Source organism: Streptomyces sp. MGP-P1, from assembly GCF_057766565.1.
The window spans coordinates 520,115-540,852 of the sequence record NZ_JBYMEM010000001.1 but is presented as its reverse complement, the minus strand read 5'-3'; the positions used below and the strand labels follow the sequence as shown (position 1 = coordinate 540,852).

The following is a 20,738-nucleotide window of genomic DNA, read 5'->3' as shown; positions in this document are numbered from 1 at the left end:
GTCTGGAAGACTGCCCGACGCCATGAGCCAGTTACCCAAGCAGCCCGCCGAAGTCTCCGTTCCGACCAGCGCCGATGTCGCGCGCCTCGCCGGAGTGTCCCGGGCCACCGTGTCATACGTACTGAACAACAACGCCACCGTCCGGATCAGCGAACCCACCCGACGCCGGGTCAGGGAGGCAGCCCTCCAGCTCGGTTACGTTCCGCACGCGGCTGCCCGCAGTCTGCGCGCCGGACACAGCCGTATGGTCCTGCTGCCCTCCGGCCACATACCGGCGGGACCACTGCACCAGTACTTCTTCGAGGAACTCCAGTCCGGGCTGCGCCGCCTGGACTACACCGTCGTCCAGTACGGCAGCGTCGGTCTCACCGCCGACGAGGCGGCCACGGCCTGGGCCGAACTGCGGCCCGTCGCCGTCGTCGTACCGCCGGGCATCGCCCTCACCCCGCACGGCACCGGCATCCTGACCCGCTCCGGCGCCAAGGCGGTGATCACCCTGGGCCCCGGCCCGGTGGCCGGAGCGCACGGCCTGGTCATGGACCAACGCCAGGTCGGCGCCAGCGCGGTGGAACACCTGCTGGCCCGCGGCCGTCGCCACATCGGCGTGGTCATGCCCCAGGAACCGGGCCGGGTGCCTTTCTCCGAACCCCGCCTCATCGGGGCACGTCGCGTCGCCGAACCGGCGGGGGCCCGTGTGTGCCCCCTCCCGCTGCTGTACGAGGAGGAGTCCGCTCACCAACTGGCCGCCCGCTGGCCGGAACTGGGGTTGGACGCGGTGTTCGCGTACAACGACGAGTACGCCATGCTGCTGATGCGGGCCCTCCAGGACGCCGGGGTGACCGTGCCCGCCGACACGGCGGTGATCGGCGCCGACGACTCCCTCATCGGCCGGCTGCTGCGTCCCCGGCTGAGCACGGTCCGGATGGAGCTCGCCATGCCGCAGCCGCTGGCCGAGACGATCGACCGGATGGTCCAGCACCCGGGCGGGCCGCCGGTCCATCAGGACCTGCTCCGCACCAGCGCCGTGCACCGGGAATCCAGCTGACCGCCTCCGGCGCGACGACATGCGCCACGCACGGCGGATGTCTAGCGTCGGAGGCATGAGCCACCCGCAGAGTTACGAACTCCTCCTGATCCCCGACCACAGCAGGACGCGGACCGGAGCCCCCGGCCGGCCGATCCGGTCCGCGGTCGTCGCCGCCACCGGCGAGACGGGGGCCTCGGGCTACCCCCGGTACGCGGGCGAGGGCATGGCAGCGGACGTCGACCCGGAGACCCGGACGGTGGAGGCCGTGCTCATCGACGGCGAGGAACTGGACTACGGCATGTCGGTCCGCGTCGCCGGGGCCGAGGGGGAGCGCCCCGCGTCCTGAGAGCACGAAGGCGGGAGAGCGAGAGGGCGAGGAGAGAGGAAGGGTTGGGGAAATCCTGGCTCGACGCCCCGGGCATGACGAGGGCCCCGACCGCGTACACCGTCTCCACGGTGTCGGTCAGGGCCCCAGGGCCGTGCCGGGTGCGGGGGAGGCCGACTACGGCGTCTCCGGCTGCGCCTGGCCCGCCTCGGCCGCCCGCTTCTGCTCCTCGACGGACTTGCGGACCTCGTCCATGTCCAGCTTCCGGGCCTGCCCGATGACGTCCTCCAGGGCCGCCTCGGGCAGCGCACCGGGCTGCGAGAAGACCGCGACGTTGTCGCGGACGATCATCAGCGTCGGGATGGAACGGATCTCGAAGGCCGCCGCCAGCTCCTGCTGCGCCTCGGTGTCCACCTTGGCGAAGACGAGGTCGGGGTGGCGCTCGGAGGCCGAGTCGTAGACCGGCGCGAACTGCCGGCAGGGGCCGCACCAGGAAGCCCAGAAATCGATCAGAACGAAATCGTTGTCGCTGACGACCTGATCGAAGTTTTCCTTGGTGAGCTCGACGGTGCTCATACGGGGGATACCTCTTCCTCTGCCGGTGGGGTCCTCACGGGTCCTGTCCGGCACAACGGTGACTGCACGTGCGCTATTCCGCCTGCCCATGTGGCCGGGGCGCACACCCGCGAGGACACTGTTTCCATGACTGACGCAGGCAAGAACTCCGAGCACTCCGAGTACGACGTAGTGGTCATCGGCGCGGGTCCGGTGGGGGAGAACGTGGCGGACCGGGCCCGCGCCGCAGGGCTCTCCGCAGCGGTGGTGGAGTCCGAGCTGGTCGGCGGCGAGTGCTCCTACTGGGCGTGCATGCCGAGCAAGGCGCTCCTGCGCCCCGTCGTCGCCCGCGCCGACGCCCGCCGGGTGCCGGGACTGAGCGCCGCGGTGCGGGGCCCCCTCGACGTGGAGGCCGTACTCGCCCACCGGGACGCGGAGGCGAGCCATTGGCAGGACGACGGCCAGGTCGCCTGGCTGGAGAGCGTCGGAGCGGACGTGTACCGGGGTACGGGCCGGCTCACCGGCCCCCGCGCGGTCACCGTCACCGGCCCCGACGGCACGGAGCACCGGCTCACCGCCCGGCACGCCGTCGCCGTCTGCACCGGCTCCCGGGCCGTGGTCCCCTCTCTCCCCGGCATCGAGGAGGCCCGCCCCTGGACCAGCCGCGAAGCCACCAGCGCCAAGGAGGCTCCCGGCCGGCTCGTGATCGTCGGCGGGGGCGTCGTGGGCGTGGAGATGGCGACCGTCTGGCAGGCGCTGGGCTCCGAGGTGACGCTGCTGATCCGGGGCGGCGGTCTGCTCCCGAAAATGGAGCCCTTCGCGGGCGAGCTGATCGCCGAGGCGCTGGCGGAGGCCGGGGCCCGGATCCGTACGGGCGTCTCGGTCACCGCCGTCCACCGCCCCGCACCGGACGGCCCGGTCACCGTCGACCTGGACGACGGCGACCGTATCGAGGCCGACGAGATCCTCTTCGCGACCGGCAGGGCCCCGCGCACGGAGGATCTGGGCCTGGAGACGATCGGCCTCGAACCCGGCTCCTGGCTCACCGTGGACGACACCTGCCGCGTCGACGGAACGGACTGGCTGTACGCGGTCGGGGACGTCAACCACCGCGCCCTCCTGACCCACCAGGGCAAATACCAGGCCCGCATCGCGGGCGCGGCGATCGCCGCCCGCGCCGGGAACGGCCCCCTGGAGACCGCCCCCTGGGGCACCCACGCGGCCACCGCCGACCACACGGCCGTCCCCCAGGTCGTCTTCACCGACCCGGAGGCCGCGTCCGTCGGCCTCACCCTCGCCGAGGCCGAACGCGCGGGCCACCGCGTACGCGCCGTCGACTACGACCTCGCCTCGGTCGCCGGCTCCGGCCTCTACGCCGACGGCTACCGGGGCCGCGCCCGGATGATCGTGGACCTGGACCGCGAGATCCTGCTCGGCGTCACCTTCGTCGGCCCGGGCATCGGCGAACTCCTGCACTCGGCGACGATCGCGGTCGCGGGGGAGGTCCCCATCGCCCGCCTGTGGCACGCGGTCCCGGCGTATCCGACGATCAGTGAGGTGTGGTTGCGGCTGCTGGAGACGTACCGAGGTTGAGTGCTGACGGCACAGACACGGTGGACCCTGGCCGGCGGGCAGGGTCGCCGGGGTGCTTGAGGCGCGAGGGATCCGGGCCATGGCTGTTGCGACGGTCTCGTCGGTCGGGTCGGGGAGGTCATCGGGTCGGGGTGGTCACGTCCGGGCGACGGGCCGACCGTACACAGCTGGACCCGGTACTCGGCAAGGCTGGCTGGGCGGACCGCGCGGACAGAGGAACACGCGGCGGAACGTACGCGTCGCCGTAAACCCACCGGGGCCGGTGAGGCGGTCGATGTTCAGGTATGCCGATGACTGACGGGGCAGTGGGCGCGGATCACGTCGTGGTTGCCGGGATGGAGTCGAGATCGGCGATGGTGATTGCCTGGTGCGGCAGCTGCTGGTTGGTGGCGGCGTCATGCGCCAGGCTCGTGGGGATGCGATGTGGGGCAATCACCATGCGCTGATCATTGACCTCGACGGCCGCCGATGGGTTGCCGACGCCGGTATCGGAGACGGGTTCATGGAGCCGCTCCACCTACGCGCAGGGCCCCACAGGCAAGGGAGGTTTACCTTCCGGCTGGAGCGGCTGGCCTCGGACACCTGGCGCTTCCACCACCACCCGGGCGCGACGATCGGCTCCTACGACTTCCGCCTCCAGCCGCGCGGGCCCGCCGATTTCGCCGCCCGCTCGCACGAGCTCTCCACGTCTCCGGGGTCGCCCTACGTCACCCCGCTGATCGCCGCGCGGCCCACTGCCGGGCACACCTTGCTCCTGCTGTCGCGGACGGTGCGGCAGTACAGCGCCGACGGCAGGAGTTCCCGGACCATCACGAACGTCGAAGAGTTCGCCGCGACACTCCGGGAGAAATTCCTCGTACCGATCGAGGACCTCGGACCGAACGGAATCAGCCGGCTCTGGGAGAAGACCAGTGCCCAGAACGACCTCTGTCGGACGCGCACCCAGGAGGTCGACTGACACCGACCAACGGCGGCCCCTGGTACCAGCCGGTACCTCCGGCCCCCGAAGGGGAGCCGCGAGGGCTCCGCGCCCGCGGAGCCGGGCCGGGTTGCGTTGCACTGATCCCGTTGCCATTCGTCATCCAATGGACGACAATTCTGATGTCGTCGGCCCGCTGACAAGGCAAGGGAGGTGTCGTGAACGCAGCAGACCAGTCGGACGCCGCCGGTAACGGCGCCCACAGCCCGGCGTCCTTCATCGCCGCCGCGGCGGCTCTTGCCGCCATGGACGACGCTCTGCGCGAAGCGCAGAGCGAGTCCCCGGACGCCGTCGCCCCTGGACCCGAGCAGGCGCTGGCCTCCCTGATGCTGCTGCGGCAGGTGCGCGAGCATCTCGCCGGCTGGGAGACCGGCCTGATCGAAACCGCCCGCGGCGCGGGCGCCAGCTGGGCCGATCTCGCCCGCCCCCTCGGTGTCGCCAGCCGTCAGGCCGCCGAACGCCGCTACCTGCGCGGCCGCCCCGGCGCCGCCGGAACCACCGGCGAGCAGCGCGTGGCGGCCACCCGTCGGGCAAGAGCCGCCGACCGCGCCACCGCCGACTGGGCCCGCGTCCACGCCGCCGACCTGCGCCGCCTCTCCGGGCAGATCGCCGCGCTCGCCCACCTCGCGCCCGACGCGCGCTCGGCCCAGGACGCCCTGCATGCCGCTCTCGGCGCCGCAGACGCGGCTGAGCTCATCGCCCCGCTGGCCGGCATCCGCCCCTACCTCGATGCCCGTCATGCCCGCCTCGTCGAATCCCTGGACGCCCTGGACGCCCAGGCGCACTGCCACGCGGCCGGTGATGACTGACTCCCACCACGCAGAGGCACGCCATGCGGGTGTGGCCCGATCCATGCCGAACCACGCCGGTGACGGTCAACGACCCGTCCCGGCCCTGCTCCGATTCCCTTCATGACGTTCCCACGGAAAGAGATCCACATGACCGGCAGTGTCGAGACGCTGGAATTCCAGGCGGAGACCCGCCAGTTGCTCCGGTTGGTGATTCACTCGATCTACTCGAACAAGGACATCTTCCTGCGCGAGCTGATCTCCAACGCCTCCGACGCCCTGGACAAGCTGCGGCTGGAATCGCTGACCGACTCGAGCCTCGAGATCGAATCGGCTGACCTGCACATCGCCCTGGAAGTCGACCCGGAAGCCCGCACCCTGACCGTCCGTGACAACGGGATCGGCATGACCCGTGAGGACCTGGTGGAGCTGATCGGCACGATCGCCAAGTCCGGCACCGCCGGCCTGCTGGAGAAGATCAAGGAGTCCAAGGACGCCGCCACCGCCGAGAACCTGATCGGGCAGTTCGGCGTCGGCTTCTACTCGGCCTTCATGGTCGCCGACAAGGTCACCCTGGGCACCCGGCGGGCCGGCACCGACACCGGCACCCGGTGGGAGTCCGACGGCGAGGGCACCTACGCCATCCAGGCCGTCGACGGCCTGCCCGTGGGCACCTCGGTCACCCTGCACCTGAAGCCCGCCGACAGCGAGGACGGCCGCGCCGACTACCTCTCCGAGCCGAAGATCCGTCAGATCGTCAAGCAGTACTCGGACTTCATCCGCTGGCCCATCCGCATGGCCACCGAGCGTACCTCCGCCGATGGCGCGACCACCCGCGAGACCGACACGCTCAACTCGATGAAGGCACTGTGGGCCCGCCCCCGCACCGAGGTGACCGAGGACGAGTACAACGAGTTCTACCAGCAGATCAGCCACGACTGGCTGCCCCCGGCCGAGACGATCCACATGCGCGCCGAAGGCACCTTCGAGTACGAGGCGCTGCTGTTCATCCCCTCGCAGGCGCCCTTCGACCTGTTCTCCCGCGACACCAAGCCCGGCGTGCAGCTGTACGTCAAGCGGGTGTTCATCATGGACGACTGCGAAGCGCTCATGCCCAACTACCTGCGCTTCGTCAAGGGTGTCGTGGACGCCCACGACCTGTCGCTGAACGTCTCGCGCGAGATCCTCCAGCATGACCGCCAGATCCACGGCGTGCGCCGACGCCTGGTCAAGAAGGTCCTCGGCGCCCTCAAGGACATGCAGTCCAAGGACACCGAGCGCTACGCGAAGGTGTGGGAGCAGTTCGGCCGGGCCCTGAAGGAAGGCCTGGTCGAGGACGCGGACAACACCGATGCCCTGCTTCAGCTGGTGTCGGCAGCCTCCACCCACGACCCCGACAGGACCACCACGCTGCGCGAGTACGTCGAGCGCATGAAGGACGGCCAGGACACCATCTACTACCTGACCGGCGAGAGCCGCGCGATGGTGGAGAACTCCCCGCACATGGAAGCCGTCGCCGCGAACGGCTACGAGGTGCTGATCCTCACCGACCCCGTCGACGAGGTGTGGGTCGACCGGGTCCCGGCCTTCGACGGCCACCCCCTGCAGTCCATCGCCAAGGGCCAGGTCGATCTCGGCGAGTCCACCGACGGCGAGAAGGAGGGCGACGCCGCCAAGGCCCAGCGCGAGGAGGACTTCGCCGCCCTGCTGCCGTGGCTGACCACCGCCCTGTCCGAACAGGTCAAGCAGGTCCGCCTGTCATCACGCCTGACCACCTCGGCCGCCTGCATCGTCGGCGACGCGCACGACGTGACGCCGACCCTGGAGAAGATGTACCGGGCGATGGGCCAGCAGATGCCCACCGTCAAGAGGATCTTGGAACTCAACCCCTCGCACCCGCTGGTCACCGCCCTGCGCACGGCACACGACGCGGACGCCGACGACCCCGCGCTCACGGAGGTCGCCGAGCTCATCTACGGCGGCGCACTGCTCGCCGAAGGAGGCGACCTGCCCGATCCGGCCCGCTTCACCCGGCTGCTCGCCGACCGCCTGGCCCGCAGCCTGTAGGCACAGGGTGCGGCTCGGAACCGATGCAGCCGCCTGCCCCGGCACCCCGTACGGGGTGCCGGGGCAGGCGGCTGCGGGGGCACCGTCGCGCTGTCCTCCGCTCCATGGGGCGGGTGCCGGCAGGGACACCGTTCACGTCTGCCGATGTGCCGAGGTGGTCGACTCGTGCCCCGTGGTGAAGTCATTTCCCGCCGAAGCCGATCGCATAGCGTCAGGGGCAGTTCTCCAGGTCGAGGATGATCGCGTCGACGTCCATCACCGTCGGACGGGAGGCCTGCGAGAGCGCGACCGGCAGGTTCATGAACCGGAGTGCCTCACGGGCGGCGCGCGCGGTCAGACCCGGGTCGGCGTGGACGCTCCTCGCCGGTCGTCCACCAGGATGCGCAACAGGGGCACCATCGCCTGTACGTAGGTCTCGCCGGGGCCCGTGGTGCGGCCCCGCCGCACCACCTGGCACTCCGCGACGACGTCACCGGCCCCCGCTCGCGTCATCTCCTCCCGTACGGTCTGCCAGGGCACGGCCCAGCCCCTGGCGCACGGTGTCCTGGGCCTTCAGGGCCGGTCCGTCCGTCATCACCTGCGCGACGGCGAGTCCGGCGACCGTGGCGTCGGATCTGACCCACAGGACCCACAGGGGACCCGCTGTAGCCGGGGCCTATCGCAATCCCGGTCAGGGGCCCGTCCACAGGGCAGCAGCCATCGTGCTGGAGGCCCGCGACCGTGTTCGCGTAGGTGATCGCGGCACCGCCACCATGCCAGGCCCGCAACTCATGCCTTCCAGCACGTCCGGCCAGACGACGGGCCTGGTCCAGTCGAGGGCGGGTTCGTCGAGGCCCAGCACTGCCAGGTCACCGCCCTACACGGGGCTGCCGGACCGTCGCCGGGGCGGCAGCCACAGCGAGACGCGGCCGGTTCCCACCCCGTCGGCCGCGTCGGCGCCGCGGAAGGAGACGGCGAACGCCCCGTCATGCCCGGGGTGTTCGGGGCTCGGCAACTCGCGGCCCGAGCGTCGTTGACGACATGGGCGCAGGTGAGGATGCGGCGGGCGGAGAGGAGCACCGCACCGCCCGCGGCCCTGGGGTCGCTCGTACGCGGCAGTGCGGTGTGGGAGCCGGACAGGGGCTCGGCGAACGCGGCTCGCCAGGTAGGCCGCCACCCCACGAAATATACCCCCGGGGGTAAGAGTGTTACGGTGAATTGCATACCCCCGGGGGTAATTTTTCGTCGGAAGGAGACTCTCGTGTTCTTCGTTGAAGCCATCGAGCTGGAGGGCTTGGGCAACCGCAGCTACCTGGCCGGTGGCCGGCAGGCGGCGGTCGCCGTGGATCCGCCACGTGACATCGACCGGGTGCTGGCCGCCGCGGCCCGGCGTGGTGTGGCGATCACCCATGTGGTCGAGACGCACATCCACAACGACTATGTGACCGGCGGTCTCGAGCTGGCCCGTATCACCGGAGCCGCGTACCACGTTCCGGCCGGCGCCCACGTCTCGTTCGCCCGGACCGCCGTGTCCGACGGCGACACCGTCGTCATCGACGCGGAACTGACCCTGGGGGCGGTGGCGACGCCCGGGCACACGCCGCACCACATGTCGTACGTGCTGAGCGAGGCGGACAGGCCGGTCGCGGCGTTCACGGGCGGTTCTCTTCTCATCGGTACGGTGGGGCGGCCCGATCTCGTGGAGCCGCGGCTCACCGAGCAGCTGGCCCGTGCCCAGCACGCCTCCGCCCGCCGCCTCGCGGACGCGCTGCCCGACGGGACCGAGGTGCTGCCGACGCACGGGTTCGGCAGCTTCTGCTCGTCCGCCCAGGCCGACGGGGAGGCGACCACGATCGGCAGGGAGAAGGCGGTCAATGCGGCTCTCACCGTGGATGTGGACACCTTCGTCGCCGAGCTGCTGGCGGGGCTGGAGGACGTGCCCGCGTACTACGCGCACATGAGCCCCGTCAATGCGGCCGGGCCCGCGCCCGTGGACCTGACCGTGCCGGCCGTGGCCGACCCCCACGACATCGCCGCGCGGCTCGCGGCGGGGGAGTGGGTGGTGGATCTGCGTAACCGCGTAGCTTTCGCCGAAGGACATGTCGCGGGGTCGTTCAACTTCGAGGCGGATGGCAAGCTCGCCACGTACCTCGCCTGGTTGATCCCCTGGGGCAAGCCGGTGACCCTGCTCGCCGAGTCGGCCGAGCAGCTTGCCGCGGCCCAGCGGGAGCTGGTGCGCGTCGGCATCGACCGCCCGGCGGCCGCCTCGACCGGCGGTCCCGCGGACTGGCTTCGCGCCGGCGAGAGCGCCGCGTCCTTTCCCCGTGCCACGTTCGCCGAACTGGCCGGTCGGGGGAGGGGCCGGAGCGTCGTACTGGACGTACGCCGCTCGTCCGAACGGGCGGAGGGCTGGATCGAGGGCTCGGTGCACATCCCGGTCCACCAGATCCACCGCCGTATCGACGACGTGCCCGACGGCACGGTCTGGGTGCACTGTGCGGGCGGTATGCGCGCGGCCATCGCCGCGTCGCTGCTGGACGCGGCGGGGCGGGACGTGGTCGCCGTGGACGACGGTTTCGACGCCGCGGCAGCGGCCGGGCTGACCGTCGTCACCGAAGAAAGGTGACGTCGATGTGCCTCTTCCGATTCCGAGGACGCGGAGGACGCCTGTCCGTCGGCGAGGCGTGCACCCGCACCGGCGGGGAGCGGCCCGCAGCCGTTCTGCTGGACGTGCGGGAGAAGTCCGAGTGGCGAACCGGCCACGCCCCCGGCGCGGTGCACGCGCCGCTGACCGCCCTGACCGCGGGCGCGCCGCTCCCGGCCTCGGCCGCGCGGGCGAGGCCGCTCGTGGTGATCTGCCGCAGCGGGCAGCGCTCGCGGACGGCCGTGAGCCTTCTCGCCGAGCGGGGAGCGGACGCGGTGGACGTCGAGGGCGGCATGATCGCGTGGGCCGCCGCAGGGTTGCCGGTGATCGACGAGCGCGGTGACGGCGGCTCGATAGCGTGAGCACCTTGGTTCTCGCCCTCGTCGCCGGGACGGTGATCGGGCTGGCGCTCGGTGCGCTCGGCGGCGGTGGCGGTGTTCTGGCGGTTCCGGCACTGATGTACTTGCTCGGCTTCTCGGCGGCCTCCGCCACCACGGCCAGCTTGATCATCGTCACCGCCACCTCGGCCACCGCTCTCTACGCCCACGCCAGAGACGGCCATGTCGCCTGGAAGGCCGGGGCGGCGATGGCGGCCGCGGGAGTCCTTCCGGCGTACCTCGCCGGAGCCGTCGCCGATCACCTGCCCGAAGCGGCTCTCACGGCCGCGTTCGCGGTGATCGCCGCCCTGGCGGCGCTGCGGATGCTGCGGCCCGCCGCGGCCGAGCCGACGGAGGGGGTGCGGCCTGCGAAGGCCGTCGGAACCGGCGCCGGTCTCGGCGCCGTGACGGGATTCCTCGGGGTGGGAGGCGGATTTCTCGCCGTGCCCGCCCTCGCCGGAGTCCTCGGCCTGCGGATGAAGCAGGCCGTGGGCACCAGCCTCCTGGTCATCACCGTCAATAGCCTCGCCGCCCTCGGGGCCCGGTCGGGAACCGGCGACGACCTTCGATGGGAGGTGATCGCCCCCTTCGCCGGAGCGGCGATCCTCGGAGCCTGGGACGGCAAACGGCTGGCGGCGAAGGTCTCCGGCGCCACTCTGCGGAGAGTCTTCGCCTACACCCTGCTCGCGGTGGCGGCCTTCATGATCATCGACGTGGTCGCCTGAGCACCAGGCCCTGTCGTCGAACTGCCGTCGTCGCCCGGAGAGCGGCCCCTGCGGGGTCAGGCGAGCGAGAGGAAGAGCTTCTCCAACCGGGCGCGCATCTCGTCCTGGGACTCGGCGGAACGCCTGCCCTCCTCCACCTCGGTCAGGCACTGCTGGAGCCCGGTGGCGATGATCGCGAACCCGGCCCGGTCCAGCGCCCGCGACGCCGCGGCCAGCTGGGTGACGACGTCCTCGCAGTCCCGCCCCTCCTCGATCATCCGGATCACCCCGGAGATCTGCCCCTGTGCCCGGCGCAGCCGGTTCAGGACCGACTTGAGCTCCGCTCCTGCCAGTTCAAGCTCCATCATCACTCCTCATGAATACCCCCAGGGGTAATGTACTCCCCCTTGGTGGGGGCCCCGCCGACAGAAAAAGGATGACACCCGCCATGACCACGCCCACCGCCCTCACGACCCACGAGACCCGCGGCCGCCTCGACGAGCTGACCGTCATCGACGTCCGCACACCCGGTGAGTACGCCGGCGGCCACCTGCCCGGTGCCCTCAACATCCCCCTGGACCGGATCCAGCGGGCCCTCGCCGATATCCGGCAGGCCGCGGACCGGGGTGAGGTCCTGATCGTCTGCGCGTCCGGAGCCCGCTCGGAGAACGCCTGCCGGATCCTCGCCGAGAACGGCATCACCACCGCCACGCTCAGCGGTGGCACCAGCGCCTGGGCGGCCGACGGCCACGACCTGCACCGCCCCCAGGGAGCCCCCCGTGCGGTGTGGGGCATGGAGCGGCAGGTCCGCCTCACCGCCGGAACCGTCGTCCTCCTGGGCCTGCTCCTGGGTCTGGTCGTCCACCCCGCGTTCCAGATCCTGTCGGCAGGCATCGCGGCCGGGCTGGTCTTCTCCGCCCTGACCAACACCTGCGGCATGGCCGCGATGCTCGCCAAGCTGCCCCACAACCGCACCGGCGCGGCCGACCTCGACGCCACTCTCACGGCACTGCGCAGGCGCTGACGGGGCGGGACGGAAGAGGAGCGCTCAGGACGGCGAGGCGGTGACGGGCGGGAGAGCCTGCGCCTCAAAGGCCTCGGCCCTCGGGGCGCAGGAGGCCGGGCCTCGACGGGTGGCCTCAGTCCGCCCGGGTATCCCGTGATGCCCGCTGCTGTGACCGCGCCCACCGCGACACCGGCGTGACACGTGGTTCGGGTACGGTGCCCGCTGAGTTCGTTCGTGGGGTGAGGAGAGGGGAAGTGCGCGTGGGCTCGGTGGACATCGCAGGGGGCACGGGCGGGTTGCGGCGTCGGCTGGGTGTGTTCGACGCGGTGGTGATCGGCCTGGGGTCGATGATCGGCGCCGGGATCTTCGTGGCACTGGGTCCGGCCGCGGAGGCCGCGGGTTCGGGACTGCTGCTCGCCCTGGCCGTCGCCGCGGTGGTGGCCTACTGCAACGCGACGTCCTCGGCGAGGCTGGCCGCCCGCTACCCCCGGTCCGGCGGCACCTACGTCTACGGCCGTGAACGACTGGGCGACTTCTGGGGCTACTTGGCCGGCTGGGCGTTCGTCGTGGGCAAGACCGCGTCCTGTGCCGCCATGGCCCTCACGGTCGGCGCCTACCTGTGGCCCGGTCAGGAGCACGCGGTGGCGGTGGTCGCCGTGGCGGCGCTGACCGCGGTGAACTACGCCGGGGTGCAGAAGTCCGCGCGGCTCACCCGGATCGTGGTCGCGGTGGTCCTGACGGTGCTCGCCGCCGTGGTCCTCGCCGCCCTGACCTCGTCCGGCGCGGACGCCTCGCGGGTGCGCATGGGCTCGGACGCCGGTGTCGGCGGGGTGATCCAGGCAGCCGGGCTGCTGTTCTTCGCCTTCGCCGGGTACGCCCGCATCGCCACGCTCGGCGAGGAGGTGCGGGACCCCGCCCGTACGATTCCGCGCGCCATCCCGGTCGCGCTCGGCATCACGCTCGCCGTCTACGCCCTCGTCGCCGGCGCCGCTCTGGCGGTACTGGGCCCGGGTGGAATGGCGGCCACGACCGCCCCGTTGGTGGACGCCGTACGCGCCGCGGGGGCCGGCTGGCTCGTGCCCGTCGTCCGTGTGGGGGGCGCCGTCGCGGCCCTCGGCTCCCTGCTCGCACTGATCCTCGGCGTCTCGCGCACCACCCTGGCCATGGCCCGTGACCGGCACCTGCCGCACGTCCTGGCCGCCGTCCACCCACGCTTCGGCGTCCCGCACCGCGCCGAACTCGCCGTCGGCGCTGTCGTCGCCGTGCTCGCCGCGACCACGGACGTACGCGGAGCGATCGGGTTCTCCTCCTTCGGTGTGCTGGCCTACTACGCCATCGCCAACGCCGCTGCCTGGACGCTCGCCCCCGAGGAGGGGCGGCCGAACCGGCTCGTCCCCGCTGTCGGCCTGACGGGCTGCGCGGTCCTCGCGTTCGCCCTGCCCCTGGACGCCGTGATCTCCGGTGCCGCGGTCCTCGTCCTCGGCGCCGCCGTCTTCGGTATCCGAGGGGCGGCGGGCCGCCGTTCGCTCCGCTGACCCGTGCGCTATACCCCTGCCGGGTATAACGTGTAGGTGGGCAAGGGCACACGGCACGGGAGGCGACGACCATGGACCACGGCACGCACCACGCCGACCACGACGACGGCGGCCCGCCGGTGCCCGCGGGTCATGCCGGACATCGGGAGGGCGGGGCGACGTGGGGGACGGCCGCGAAGGCGACGCTGCACTGTCTTACCGGCTGTGCCATCGGTGAGATCCTCGGCATGGTCATCGGCACCGCCCTGGTGTGGGGCAACGTCCAGACGATGGCCCTGGCGATCGCGCTGGCGTTCGTGTTCGGCTACTCGTTCACCCTGTTCGCGGTCCGGAGGGCGGGGCTGGACTTCAGGACCGCGCTGAAGGTGGCGTTGGCCGCCGACACCGTCTCGATCGCGGTGATGGAACTCGTCGACAACGGCATCATCGCCCTGACGCCCGGGGCCATGGACGCCCATCTTTCGGACGCGCTGTTCTGGACGGCTCTGCTGGGCGGCTTCGCCGTGGCCTTCGTGATCACGACGCCGGTCAACAAGTGGATGATCGGCCGTGGCAAGGGGCACGCCGTCGTTCACGCCTACCACTGACCGTACCCGCACGCCTCCCCGGCGCCGCGTCGACTTCGGGGCCGGGCCGGAGCGGGTTTCCCGCTCTTCAGGGGGGTGTGGACCGGTCCGTATGGTAGGCGTGATGTGACCTGATGCTGCGTCGGGCCGGTCAGGAGGAGCAACAGCCGCCCGCCGCGCTGCCGTCGGCCGGTGCTCCGGCACCGAGCCGGACCGCGGTGGGTTCGGGCGTCGCGCAGCAGCCTCCGGTGTCGGCCCGGGCGGCGGCCGGGTCGTCGAAGAGGCCTGCTCCGCCGCAAACGCCCGTTTCGGGGAGGGTGAGTTCGACGCGGTCGGCCGCTTCCAGGTCACCGGCGAGGGCGGCGGCCACGGAGCGGACCTGCTCGTAGCCGGTCATGGCGAGGAAGGTCGGGGCGCGGCCGTAGGACTTCATGCCGGCCAGGTAGATCCCCGGTTCCGGGTGGGACAGCTCGCGGTGCCCGTGCGGGTAGACGGTGCCACAGGAGTGCTGGTTGGGGTCGATCAGTGGGGCCAGTCCGATGGGGGCCCGCAGCCGATCGTCCAGGCCGAGGCGCAGCTCGTCCAGGAAGCCGAGGTCGGGGCGGAGGCCGGTCAGCACGATCACCTCGTCGACCGCGTCCAGGCGGCGTCCGTCCTGGCCCGCCAGCACGAGGCGGCCGTGGGCGTCGCGCTCGATCGCTTCGGTCCGGAAGCCGGTGACCGCGTCCACGTACCCCCCGTCGACAGCGGCTTTCGCCGCCTGTCCGAGTGCTCCGCGGGCGGGCAGCTGGTCGGCGTCGCCCCCGCCGAAGGTGGAGTCAAAGAGGCCCCGGCGCAGGACCCACACCCCCGTGGTGCCCGTGCCGTCGTCGGACCTCGCGAGGCCGGCGAGGGAGGTGAGGGCGGTGAAGGCGGAGGCCCCGGAGCCGATGACGGCGGTGCGGCGTCCCGCGTAACGGGCGCGGACGGTCGGGTCCGCGAGGTCGGGGACACGGTAGGAGACGCGGTCGGCGGCGGCCTTCTCGCCGAGCGCCGGCAGGCCGTCGGCGCCCGAGGGAGACGGTGTGGACCAGGTGCCGGAGGCGTCGATGACGGCGCGGGCGAAGAGCCGCTCCTCGCGTCCGTCGGCGTGGGCGATGTGCACGACGAAGGGCTGCTGTTCGCGGTCGGCGTCCACGATCCGGTCGCGGCCGGTGCGGGAGACGCCGGTGACCCGGGCGCCGAGGCGGACCCGGTCGCCCAGGGCTTCGGCGAGCGGCCGCAGATACTGCTCGGCCCAGTCCCCGCCGGAGGGGTACGTGTTCGGGGCGGGCCGCGTCCAGCCGGTGAGGGCCAGCAGCTTCTCGGCGGCCGGGTCGACGACCTCGCCCCAGGTGGAGAAGAGGCGCACATGCGCCCAGTCGCGCACCGCGGCGCCGGCGGCGGCGCCTGCTTCCAGGACCAGGGGTTCGATGCCCCGGTCGATCAGGTGGACCGCGGCGGCCAGACCGGTGGGTCCGGCTCCGATCACGACGACGGGCAGTTCGTTGATGGCGGGCGCGTTCACGGCGGCTGCTCCCTCTGTGTTTTGGCATCTGTCGATGCCTTGGGCGGCCCAGGATGGCACTTGTATCGATGAGCGTCAACATAGATAATTGTCGAAGTCGAGGTGCCGCCCGCGCGGCGCTTCGGGTTCTCGGTGGGGGCGGCCGGGAAGGGTTACTCGGTTCGTCGGGCCTCCTGGCCCGCTCTCGTCCGCGTCTCGCGTACGGGTGAACCCCTGCCGCCCTGGTTTGACGTATGTCAACATAGACGTATGTCGAATGCGAAGGTGCTGCCACTGATCGAGCCCGTCGGCGACCGGGGCGTCGTGCCGTGCTGTCCGCCCCTGACCGAACGCCCGATGACCGCCGAGGAGGCGCAGACGGCCGCGCGGATGTTCAAGGCGCTCGGCGACCCGGTGCGGCTGCGGCTGTTCTCCGCCGTGGCCTCGCACGAGGGTGGCGAGGCATGCGTGTGCGACATCTCCGATGTCGGGGTCTCCCAGCCCACCGTGTCCCACCACTTGAAGAAGTTGAAGGAGGCCGGGCTGTTGACGTCCGAGCGGCGCGGCACCTGGGTCTACTACCGGGTCGAACCGTCGATGCTGGCCGGGATGGGCAGGCTGCTGACGCGGCCGGCCGCCTGACCGCGAGGGTGACGGGATGGAGCGCGCGGTGATCGGGGCGCCGGGGGTCGTGATCGCACCGCTGACCGCGGACCACGCCGAGCAGGTGCTGGCGATCTACCGGGCGGGCATCGACGAGGGCAACGCCACCTTCGAGACCGCCCCGCCCGACTGGCGGAGCTTCGACGCCGCGAAGCCGCCCGGCCACCGCTTCGTCGCCCTCGGTGGGGTCGGCGAGGTCCTGGGCTGGGTGGCGGCCGGCCGGGTCTCGGACCGGTGCGCGTACGCGGGCGTCGTCGAGCACTCCGTCTACGTCGACCCCGCCGCGCGAGGCCGCGGGATCGCTTCCGCCCTGCTGAAGGCCCTGGTCGACTCCACCGAGCAGGCCGGGATCTGGACCCTTCAAGCCGGCATCTTCCCGGAGAACACCGCCAGCCTCGCCGTTCACGAGCGGGCGGGATTCCGGGTCATCGGCATCCGCGAGCGGATCGGGCGCCACCGCGGCGTCTGGCGCGACGTCGTTCTCGTCGAGCGTCGCAGCCCCGCCATCAGGTGACGGCCGGTTCGGCCGCGCCGTCCCGCGTACGGTGTCGCGCGGCGCCTGCGCCGCCTCACGGCGCCGTCGTCACCGCACTTGGAGCGAACCTGCGCCGCCAGGCGAGCGCGACGTACACCAGCCCGATCAGCACCGGCACTTCGATGAGCGGGCCGACGACACCGGACAGGGCCTGTCCGGAGGTGACGCCGAAGGTGGCGATGGCCACCGCGATGGCGAGTTCGAAGTTGTTGCCCGCCGCGGTGAACGCGAGCGTGGTGGTGCGGTCGTACGCCAGGCCGAGGCTCTTCCCGAGGAGGAAGGTCCCGAAGAACATGATCGCGAAGTACACCAGCAGCGGCAGGGCGATCCGTACGACGTCGAGCGGCTGCGAGGTGATCGTCCTTCCCTGGAGGGCGAAGAGAACGACGATCGTGAACAGCAGTCCGTACAGCGCCCAGGGCCCGATCCTCGGCAGGAACCGCTGCTCGTAGCGCTCGCGCCCCACCCTCTTCTCTCCGATGCGGCGGGTGAGGAAGCCGGCCAGCAGCGGGACGCCGAGGAAGACGACGACGTTCAGGGCGATGTGCCCTACGGAGACGTCGAGGCCCTGGCCGTCTCCGAGGTTCATCCAGCGGGGCAGCAGGTCGAGGTAGAACCAGCCCAGCAGGCCGAACGCGAACACCTGGAACACGGAGTTCAAGGCGACGAGGACGGCTGCGGTCTCCCGGTCGCCGCAGGCGAGGTCGTTCCAGATGATGACCATGGCGATGCAGCGGGCCAGGCCGACGATGATCAGGCCGGTGCGGTATTCGGGCAGGTCCGGCAGGAAGATCCACGCCAGGGCGAACATGACCCCGGGGCCGACGATCCAGTTGACGACCAGGGAGGAGACCAGCAGTCTGCGGTCGCCGGTCACGCGGTCGAGCCGGTCGTAGCGCACCTTGGCCAGCACCGGGTACATCATCACCAGCAGGCCGAGCGCGATCGGCAGGGAGATCCCGCCGATCTCGATCTTCGCGAGGGCGTCGTTCATCCCGGGGACGACCCGGCCCAGACCCAGCCCGACGGCCATGGCGAGCAGGATCCACACCGCGAGGTAGCGGTCGAGGGTGGAGAGCTTCCTGACGATCGAGTCGTCCCCGCCCTGGCCGGCGTCCCGGGTCGCGGTGGTGGCGGGCTCGGTGGAGGTCACGGGCAGGCCCTCTTGTTCTCGCCGGCGGTACGGGCGGACTCGGCCAGCGCCGCGAACCGCTCCGACAGTCCGGCCAGGACCTCGGGCCTGAGCCGGTAGTAGGTGAAGCGGCCGCACGGCTCGGTCTCCACCAGCCCGGCCTCGCGCAGCACCTTCAGATGGTTGGACAGGTTGGTCTGCTTGGCTCCGGTCTCCTCCACCAGGTGTGTCGTGCAGAGCGTCTCGCGGGCGAGCAGGGTCACGATCTGCAGGCGGAGAGGATCGCCCAGCGCCCGGATCACATCAGGATCGACTGAAGTCAGCATGCGCTGATATTCTCACATCACTGCTCGCTGATACCAGCGGGTGCTGAAGTCATCGGAGTCATCGGCGGCCCGGTTCCGCCGTGCGACGGGAGAGAGCGATCACCATGGCAGCGTCCTCCGGCAAGCCGTCCGTCCTGTTCGTCTGCGTCCACAACGCCGGCCGCTCCCAGATGGCCGCCGCCTGGCTGACCCACCTCGCCGGGGACCGCGTCGAGGTCCGCTCCGCGGGCTCGAACCCCCAAGACGCCGTCAACCCCGCCGCCGTCGAGGCGATGGCCGAGGCGGGGATCGACATCTCCGCCGAGACGCCGAAGGTGCTCACCGTCGACGCGGTCCGCGAGTCCGACGTCTGCGTCACGATGGGCTGCGGCGACACCTGCCCGGTCTTCCCCGGCAAGCGCTACCTCGACTGGAAGCTGGAGGACCCGGCCGGTCGTGGTGTGGCCGCCGTCCGCCCGATCCGCGACGAGATCAGGACCCTCGTCGAGGGGCTGATCGCCGAGATCGCGCCGGAGGCAGTGGCCTAGGTGTTTTGATCACGAACGTTGTCGACACGGCCGGGCTTGATCACGGCGAAGCCTCGTCGCCCTGCGCGGGCGCGGCGCACGGGCGGAGGACCATCAACGAGTCCTCCGGCGACGCGACCATGGCGAAGGGGAACCGGTCGAGTTCGAGGCAGAGCGCGACGTCATCCGGATGCGCTCCCTGCCGTACGCCCTCCGTCAGTTCGGCGGCGGCGCGCGACCGGGCGGCTCGGCGCAGGAACGGGGTCGCGTCCGTCCCGCCCCCGTCGGTCCTTCGCGCGATGTACTGAGCGCACGCCAGATCTTCCTCGGCGCGCCCCTCCTCGCCGGTGACCACGAACGTGACGGCCTCACAGTCCCGTTGACGTAGGAGCCGAGCCGTCGCTCCCGCCACCACGAAGCCGGCGCACAGCACCAGCGACGCCTCCTTGACCGCGAGGGCGCCGACCGTCCCCGCCGTGGTCTTCTGTACGACGGTCCGTCCACCGAGGTCGAGGGAGCGCAGCAGACCGGGCGAGTTGACGGTGTCGAAGCCGGGTGCGGGCGGACCGTCCTTCAGGGCCACCCAATCGGGATGGCGTGCCTTGAGCGCCAGTGCGGCGGCCGGGGACTCGGCGAGGACGATCTTTTCCGCGCCTCGGCCGAACGCCCAGGCGGCCACCGTGAACGCCCGCATGACGTCGACCACGACCGCCACGGACGGAGTTTCGGCCAGCTCGGCGATGCCGAGGAAACGAGCTTCCATCCGGTCATGATCGCGTACCTCCGGCCCGAAGCACCCGGTAGGTGAGGCGGTTCACAGCCGCCGTTCCGGAACGCGAGGCAAGCGGCCGTTCCGGAACGCGAGGCCAGTGGGCGCGGCGGACCGGGCCGTCGGAGTGCCCGTGGTCACTCCGCCTGCGCTCGGCCGGCGGTCTTCGCCGGGAGGTCCACGAACACCTCCGAGGACAGCCGGCGAAGGTCGACCGAGGACTCGCCGGCGAGCGGGTGGGCCGGGGAGATCGCGGCGATGAGCCGCTCCCTGACCAGCTCCCGGGCCTGAACACCCGCGGCCCGCTCCGCCGCGTCCAGACACGGGCGCGCCGCGGGCAGGAACGCCATGCCCGCCGAGGTCAACCTGCCCCGGTGGCTGGTGCGTTCGAAGCGCCTGACGCCCAACTTCTCCTCCACCCGCGCGATCTGGTGGCTGGGCGGGCGGACCGGACCACCAGGCAGCGCTGGGCGACCCTCGTGAAGTTGTTCTTCGCCTGATGGCCGCTAGACGGCGCCGGGGGAGGTCACGGGTGATCGCGGGCGTGTACGGCCGGCCGGTGGGCCCGGGGCCCGGGTTCAGGGCAGCCTCGGCCAGGGTGTCGACGGCGGGCCGTACGCCTCCACGAACGCGTTTCGGGCGGCTTGTCGCCCCGCTTGCCGGAACGCACGGGGGTGGGAGTCCACTTCGTGCACCTTGATGGACCGCAGGACGACCGCGACCGCCACCGTGGTGCCGGGGTTCAGCTTCGCGAGCTCCTCCAGCTCCTGGCGTACGCCGGAGCCGAAGGCCTCGTGCAGGGCTGCGACCTCGGCGTCCGGCCAGCCCGGCACCGTGCACGTGTCCGCAGTCTCGAACTCCACCCCCTCCCCCCAGGACCAGGGTTCGAAGTCCGCCACCGCCACGGCGACGGAGGACGGGCAGCCGGCCTGGCGGGCGTAGACGGCCTTGACCGCGGACAGGGGGCGGGGAGGAAAGGTCCTCGGCTCGGTGGTCATGCGCGCCACGGTATCGACCCCCCGGTGGCCTTCCCACGGAAAACCGTGGTCGAGGCCGGAGCGGGCGTCGGCCCCGGCGACGATCGCGACAAGGCCCGATCGTGGAAGAAGCGCCCTGGGATGCCGTCGCGGCGCCCTC

Annotated in this window: 24 protein-coding genes and 1 pseudogene; 15 read left to right on the top strand and 10 right to left on the bottom strand. The window is 71.7% G+C overall.

Features of this window, described 5'->3' with window-relative positions; translation table 11 throughout:
• The first annotated feature begins 22 nt into the window (after positions 1–22).
• On the top strand, positions 23–1,045 hold the full coding sequence (locus AC3CH1_RS02465) for a LacI family DNA-binding transcriptional regulator (RefSeq protein ID WP_488461318.1): 1,023 nt from the start codon (positions 23–25) through the stop codon (positions 1,043–1,045).
• A 55-nt stretch (positions 1,046–1,100) separates the two neighbouring features.
• Positions 1,101–1,373 (top strand): hypothetical protein, encoded by a 273-nt coding sequence (locus AC3CH1_RS02460; protein WP_361872505.1) that lies wholly within the window; start codon positions 1,101–1,103, stop codon positions 1,371–1,373.
• Positions 1,374–1,529: 156 nt separating this feature from the next.
• Here AC3CH1_RS02460 and trxA read toward each other — a convergent pair whose 3' ends face one another.
• Complete coding sequence (gene trxA, locus AC3CH1_RS02455; protein WP_488461317.1) at positions 1,530–1,928, bottom strand: thioredoxin; 399 nt, start codon at positions 1,926–1,928, stop codon at positions 1,530–1,532.
• Positions 1,929–2,054: 126 nt separating this feature from the next.
• Between trxA and AC3CH1_RS02450 the strand changes: the two genes are divergently transcribed.
• Positions 2,055–3,500 carry a dihydrolipoyl dehydrogenase family protein gene (locus tag AC3CH1_RS02450; protein ID WP_488461316.1) on the top strand — a complete coding sequence of 482 codons (1,446 nt, stop codon included), beginning with the start codon at positions 2,055–2,057 and terminating at the stop codon, positions 3,498–3,500.
• 316 nt (positions 3,501–3,816) lie between these two features.
• On the opposite strand, the gene AC3CH1_RS02445 is transcribed toward AC3CH1_RS02450, so the two are convergent.
• The gene (locus tag AC3CH1_RS02445) at positions 3,817–4,017 is read right to left on the bottom strand and encodes a hypothetical protein (RefSeq protein ID WP_488462172.1); all 201 of its coding nucleotides are present in this window, start codon (positions 4,015–4,017) and stop codon (positions 3,817–3,819) included.
• On the opposite strand from AC3CH1_RS02445, the gene AC3CH1_RS02440 reads away from it, so the two are divergent.
• The 3 genes from AC3CH1_RS02440 to htpG all read left to right on the top strand — a co-directional run bounded on the left by AC3CH1_RS02440 (position 3,922) and on the right by htpG (position 7,334).
• The gene (locus AC3CH1_RS02440) at positions 3,922–4,458 is read left to right on the top strand and encodes an arylamine N-acetyltransferase family protein (RefSeq protein ID WP_488462127.1); all 537 of its coding nucleotides are present in this window, start codon (positions 3,922–3,924) and stop codon (positions 4,456–4,458) included. The two genes, AC3CH1_RS02445 and AC3CH1_RS02440, sit on opposite strands and share 96 nt — an antisense overlap.
• 179 nt (positions 4,459–4,637) lie before the next feature.
• Complete coding sequence (locus tag AC3CH1_RS02435) at positions 4,638–5,288, top strand: type III effector protein (RefSeq protein WP_488461315.1); 651 nt, start codon at positions 4,638–4,640, stop codon at positions 5,286–5,288.
• A 129-nt stretch (positions 5,289–5,417) separates the two neighbouring features.
• A complete protein-coding gene (htpG, locus tag AC3CH1_RS02430) occupies positions 5,418–7,334 on the top strand; it encodes a molecular chaperone HtpG (RefSeq protein ID WP_488461314.1) in 1,917 nt (638 codons plus the stop codon).
• A gap of 333 nt (positions 7,335–7,667) precedes the next feature.
• Here htpG and AC3CH1_RS02425 read toward each other — a convergent pair whose 3' ends face one another.
• Positions 7,668–7,853 carry a hypothetical protein gene (locus tag AC3CH1_RS02425; RefSeq protein WP_488461313.1) on the bottom strand — a complete coding sequence of 62 codons (186 nt, stop codon included), beginning with the start codon at positions 7,851–7,853 and terminating at the stop codon, positions 7,668–7,670.
• 721 nt (positions 7,854–8,574) lie between these two features.
• Here AC3CH1_RS02425 and AC3CH1_RS02420 point away from each other — a divergent pair.
• Genes AC3CH1_RS02420 through AC3CH1_RS02410 form a run of 3 tightly spaced genes read left to right on the top strand, consistent with a single transcriptional unit; the run spans position 8,575 to position 11,059 of the window.
• On the top strand, positions 8,575–9,939 hold the full coding sequence (locus AC3CH1_RS02420; protein WP_488461312.1) for an MBL fold metallo-hydrolase: 1,365 nt from the start codon (positions 8,575–8,577) through the stop codon (positions 9,937–9,939).
• A gap of 5 nt (positions 9,940–9,944) precedes the next feature.
• Positions 9,945–10,319 carry a rhodanese-like domain-containing protein gene (locus tag AC3CH1_RS02415; protein WP_488461311.1) on the top strand — a complete coding sequence of 125 codons (375 nt, stop codon included), beginning with the start codon at positions 9,945–9,947 and terminating at the stop codon, positions 10,317–10,319.
• Complete coding sequence (locus AC3CH1_RS02410) at positions 10,316–11,059, top strand: sulfite exporter TauE/SafE family protein (protein WP_488461310.1); 744 nt, start codon at positions 10,316–10,318, stop codon at positions 11,057–11,059. Before AC3CH1_RS02415 ends, AC3CH1_RS02410 begins: the two co-directional genes overlap by 4 nt.
• A 56-nt stretch (positions 11,060–11,115) precedes the next feature.
• On the opposite strand, the gene AC3CH1_RS02405 is transcribed toward AC3CH1_RS02410, so the two are convergent.
• A complete protein-coding gene (locus AC3CH1_RS02405; protein ID WP_488461309.1) occupies positions 11,116–11,403 on the bottom strand; it encodes a metal-sensitive transcriptional regulator in 288 nt (95 codons plus the stop codon).
• 83 nt (positions 11,404–11,486) lie between these two features.
• On the opposite strand from AC3CH1_RS02405, the gene AC3CH1_RS02400 reads away from it, so the two are divergent.
• From AC3CH1_RS02400 to AC3CH1_RS02390, 3 genes are all read left to right on the top strand, one after another.
• Complete coding sequence (locus AC3CH1_RS02400) at positions 11,487–12,062, top strand: rhodanese-like domain-containing protein (protein ID WP_488461308.1); 576 nt, start codon at positions 11,487–11,489, stop codon at positions 12,060–12,062.
• 242 nt (positions 12,063–12,304) lie between these two features.
• Positions 12,305–13,579, top strand: a complete 1,275-nt coding sequence (locus tag AC3CH1_RS02395) for an APC family permease (RefSeq protein WP_488462126.1) — start codon at positions 12,305–12,307, stop codon at positions 13,577–13,579.
• A 71-nt stretch (positions 13,580–13,650) separates the two neighbouring features.
• On the top strand, positions 13,651–14,166 hold the full coding sequence (locus AC3CH1_RS02390) for a DUF4396 domain-containing protein (RefSeq protein WP_488461307.1): 516 nt from the start codon (positions 13,651–13,653) through the stop codon (positions 14,164–14,166).
• Positions 14,167–14,296: 130 nt separating this feature from the next.
• Here AC3CH1_RS02390 and AC3CH1_RS02385 read toward each other — a convergent pair whose 3' ends face one another.
• Positions 14,297–15,691 (bottom strand): FAD-dependent oxidoreductase, encoded by a 1,395-nt coding sequence (locus tag AC3CH1_RS02385; protein WP_488461306.1) that lies wholly within the window; start codon positions 15,689–15,691, stop codon positions 14,297–14,299.
• Between the two features lie 249 nt (positions 15,692–15,940).
• Between AC3CH1_RS02385 and AC3CH1_RS02380 the strand changes: the two genes are divergently transcribed.
• Entirely contained in the window at positions 15,941–16,312 is a 372-nt protein-coding gene (locus tag AC3CH1_RS02380; RefSeq protein ID WP_488461305.1) for an ArsR/SmtB family transcription factor, read from the top strand.
• Between the two features lie 16 nt (positions 16,313–16,328).
• Positions 16,329–16,847 carry a GNAT family N-acetyltransferase gene (locus AC3CH1_RS02375; RefSeq protein WP_488461304.1) on the top strand — a complete coding sequence of 173 codons (519 nt, stop codon included), beginning with the start codon at positions 16,329–16,331 and terminating at the stop codon, positions 16,845–16,847.
• A gap of 55 nt (positions 16,848–16,902) precedes the next feature.
• On the opposite strand, the gene arsB is transcribed toward AC3CH1_RS02375, so the two are convergent.
• Together arsB and AC3CH1_RS02365 are read right to left on the bottom strand one after the other, a co-directional pair.
• Entirely contained in the window at positions 16,903–18,021 is a 1,119-nt protein-coding gene (gene arsB / locus AC3CH1_RS02370) for an ACR3 family arsenite efflux transporter (RefSeq protein WP_488461303.1), read from the bottom strand.
• Positions 18,018–18,326 carry an ArsR/SmtB family transcription factor gene (locus tag AC3CH1_RS02365; RefSeq protein WP_488461302.1) on the bottom strand — a complete coding sequence of 103 codons (309 nt, stop codon included), beginning with the start codon at positions 18,324–18,326 and terminating at the stop codon, positions 18,018–18,020. Before AC3CH1_RS02365 ends, arsB begins: the two co-directional genes overlap by 4 nt.
• Before the next feature lie 104 nt (positions 18,327–18,430).
• On the opposite strand from AC3CH1_RS02365, the gene AC3CH1_RS02360 reads away from it, so the two are divergent.
• Positions 18,431–18,853 carry an arsenate reductase ArsC gene (locus AC3CH1_RS02360; protein ID WP_488461301.1) on the top strand — a complete coding sequence of 141 codons (423 nt, stop codon included), beginning with the start codon at positions 18,431–18,433 and terminating at the stop codon, positions 18,851–18,853.
• Between the two features lie 40 nt (positions 18,854–18,893).
• Here the strand turns inward: AC3CH1_RS02360 and AC3CH1_RS02355 are convergent, their stop codons facing one another.
• From AC3CH1_RS02355 to AC3CH1_RS02345, 3 genes and pseudogenes are all read right to left on the bottom strand, one after another.
• On the bottom strand, positions 18,894–19,595 hold the full coding sequence (locus tag AC3CH1_RS02355; RefSeq protein ID WP_488461300.1) for a 2-phosphosulfolactate phosphatase: 702 nt from the start codon (positions 19,593–19,595) through the stop codon (positions 18,894–18,896).
• A 146-nt stretch (positions 19,596–19,741) separates the two neighbouring features.
• A pseudogene (locus AC3CH1_RS02350) lies at positions 19,742–20,061 on the bottom strand (LysR substrate-binding domain-containing protein); the annotation flags it as partial.
• A gap of 118 nt (positions 20,062–20,179) precedes the next feature.
• Complete coding sequence (locus tag AC3CH1_RS02345) at positions 20,180–20,599, bottom strand: hypothetical protein (RefSeq protein WP_488461299.1); 420 nt, start codon at positions 20,597–20,599, stop codon at positions 20,180–20,182.
• Positions 20,600–20,738 lie beyond the last annotated feature (139 nt).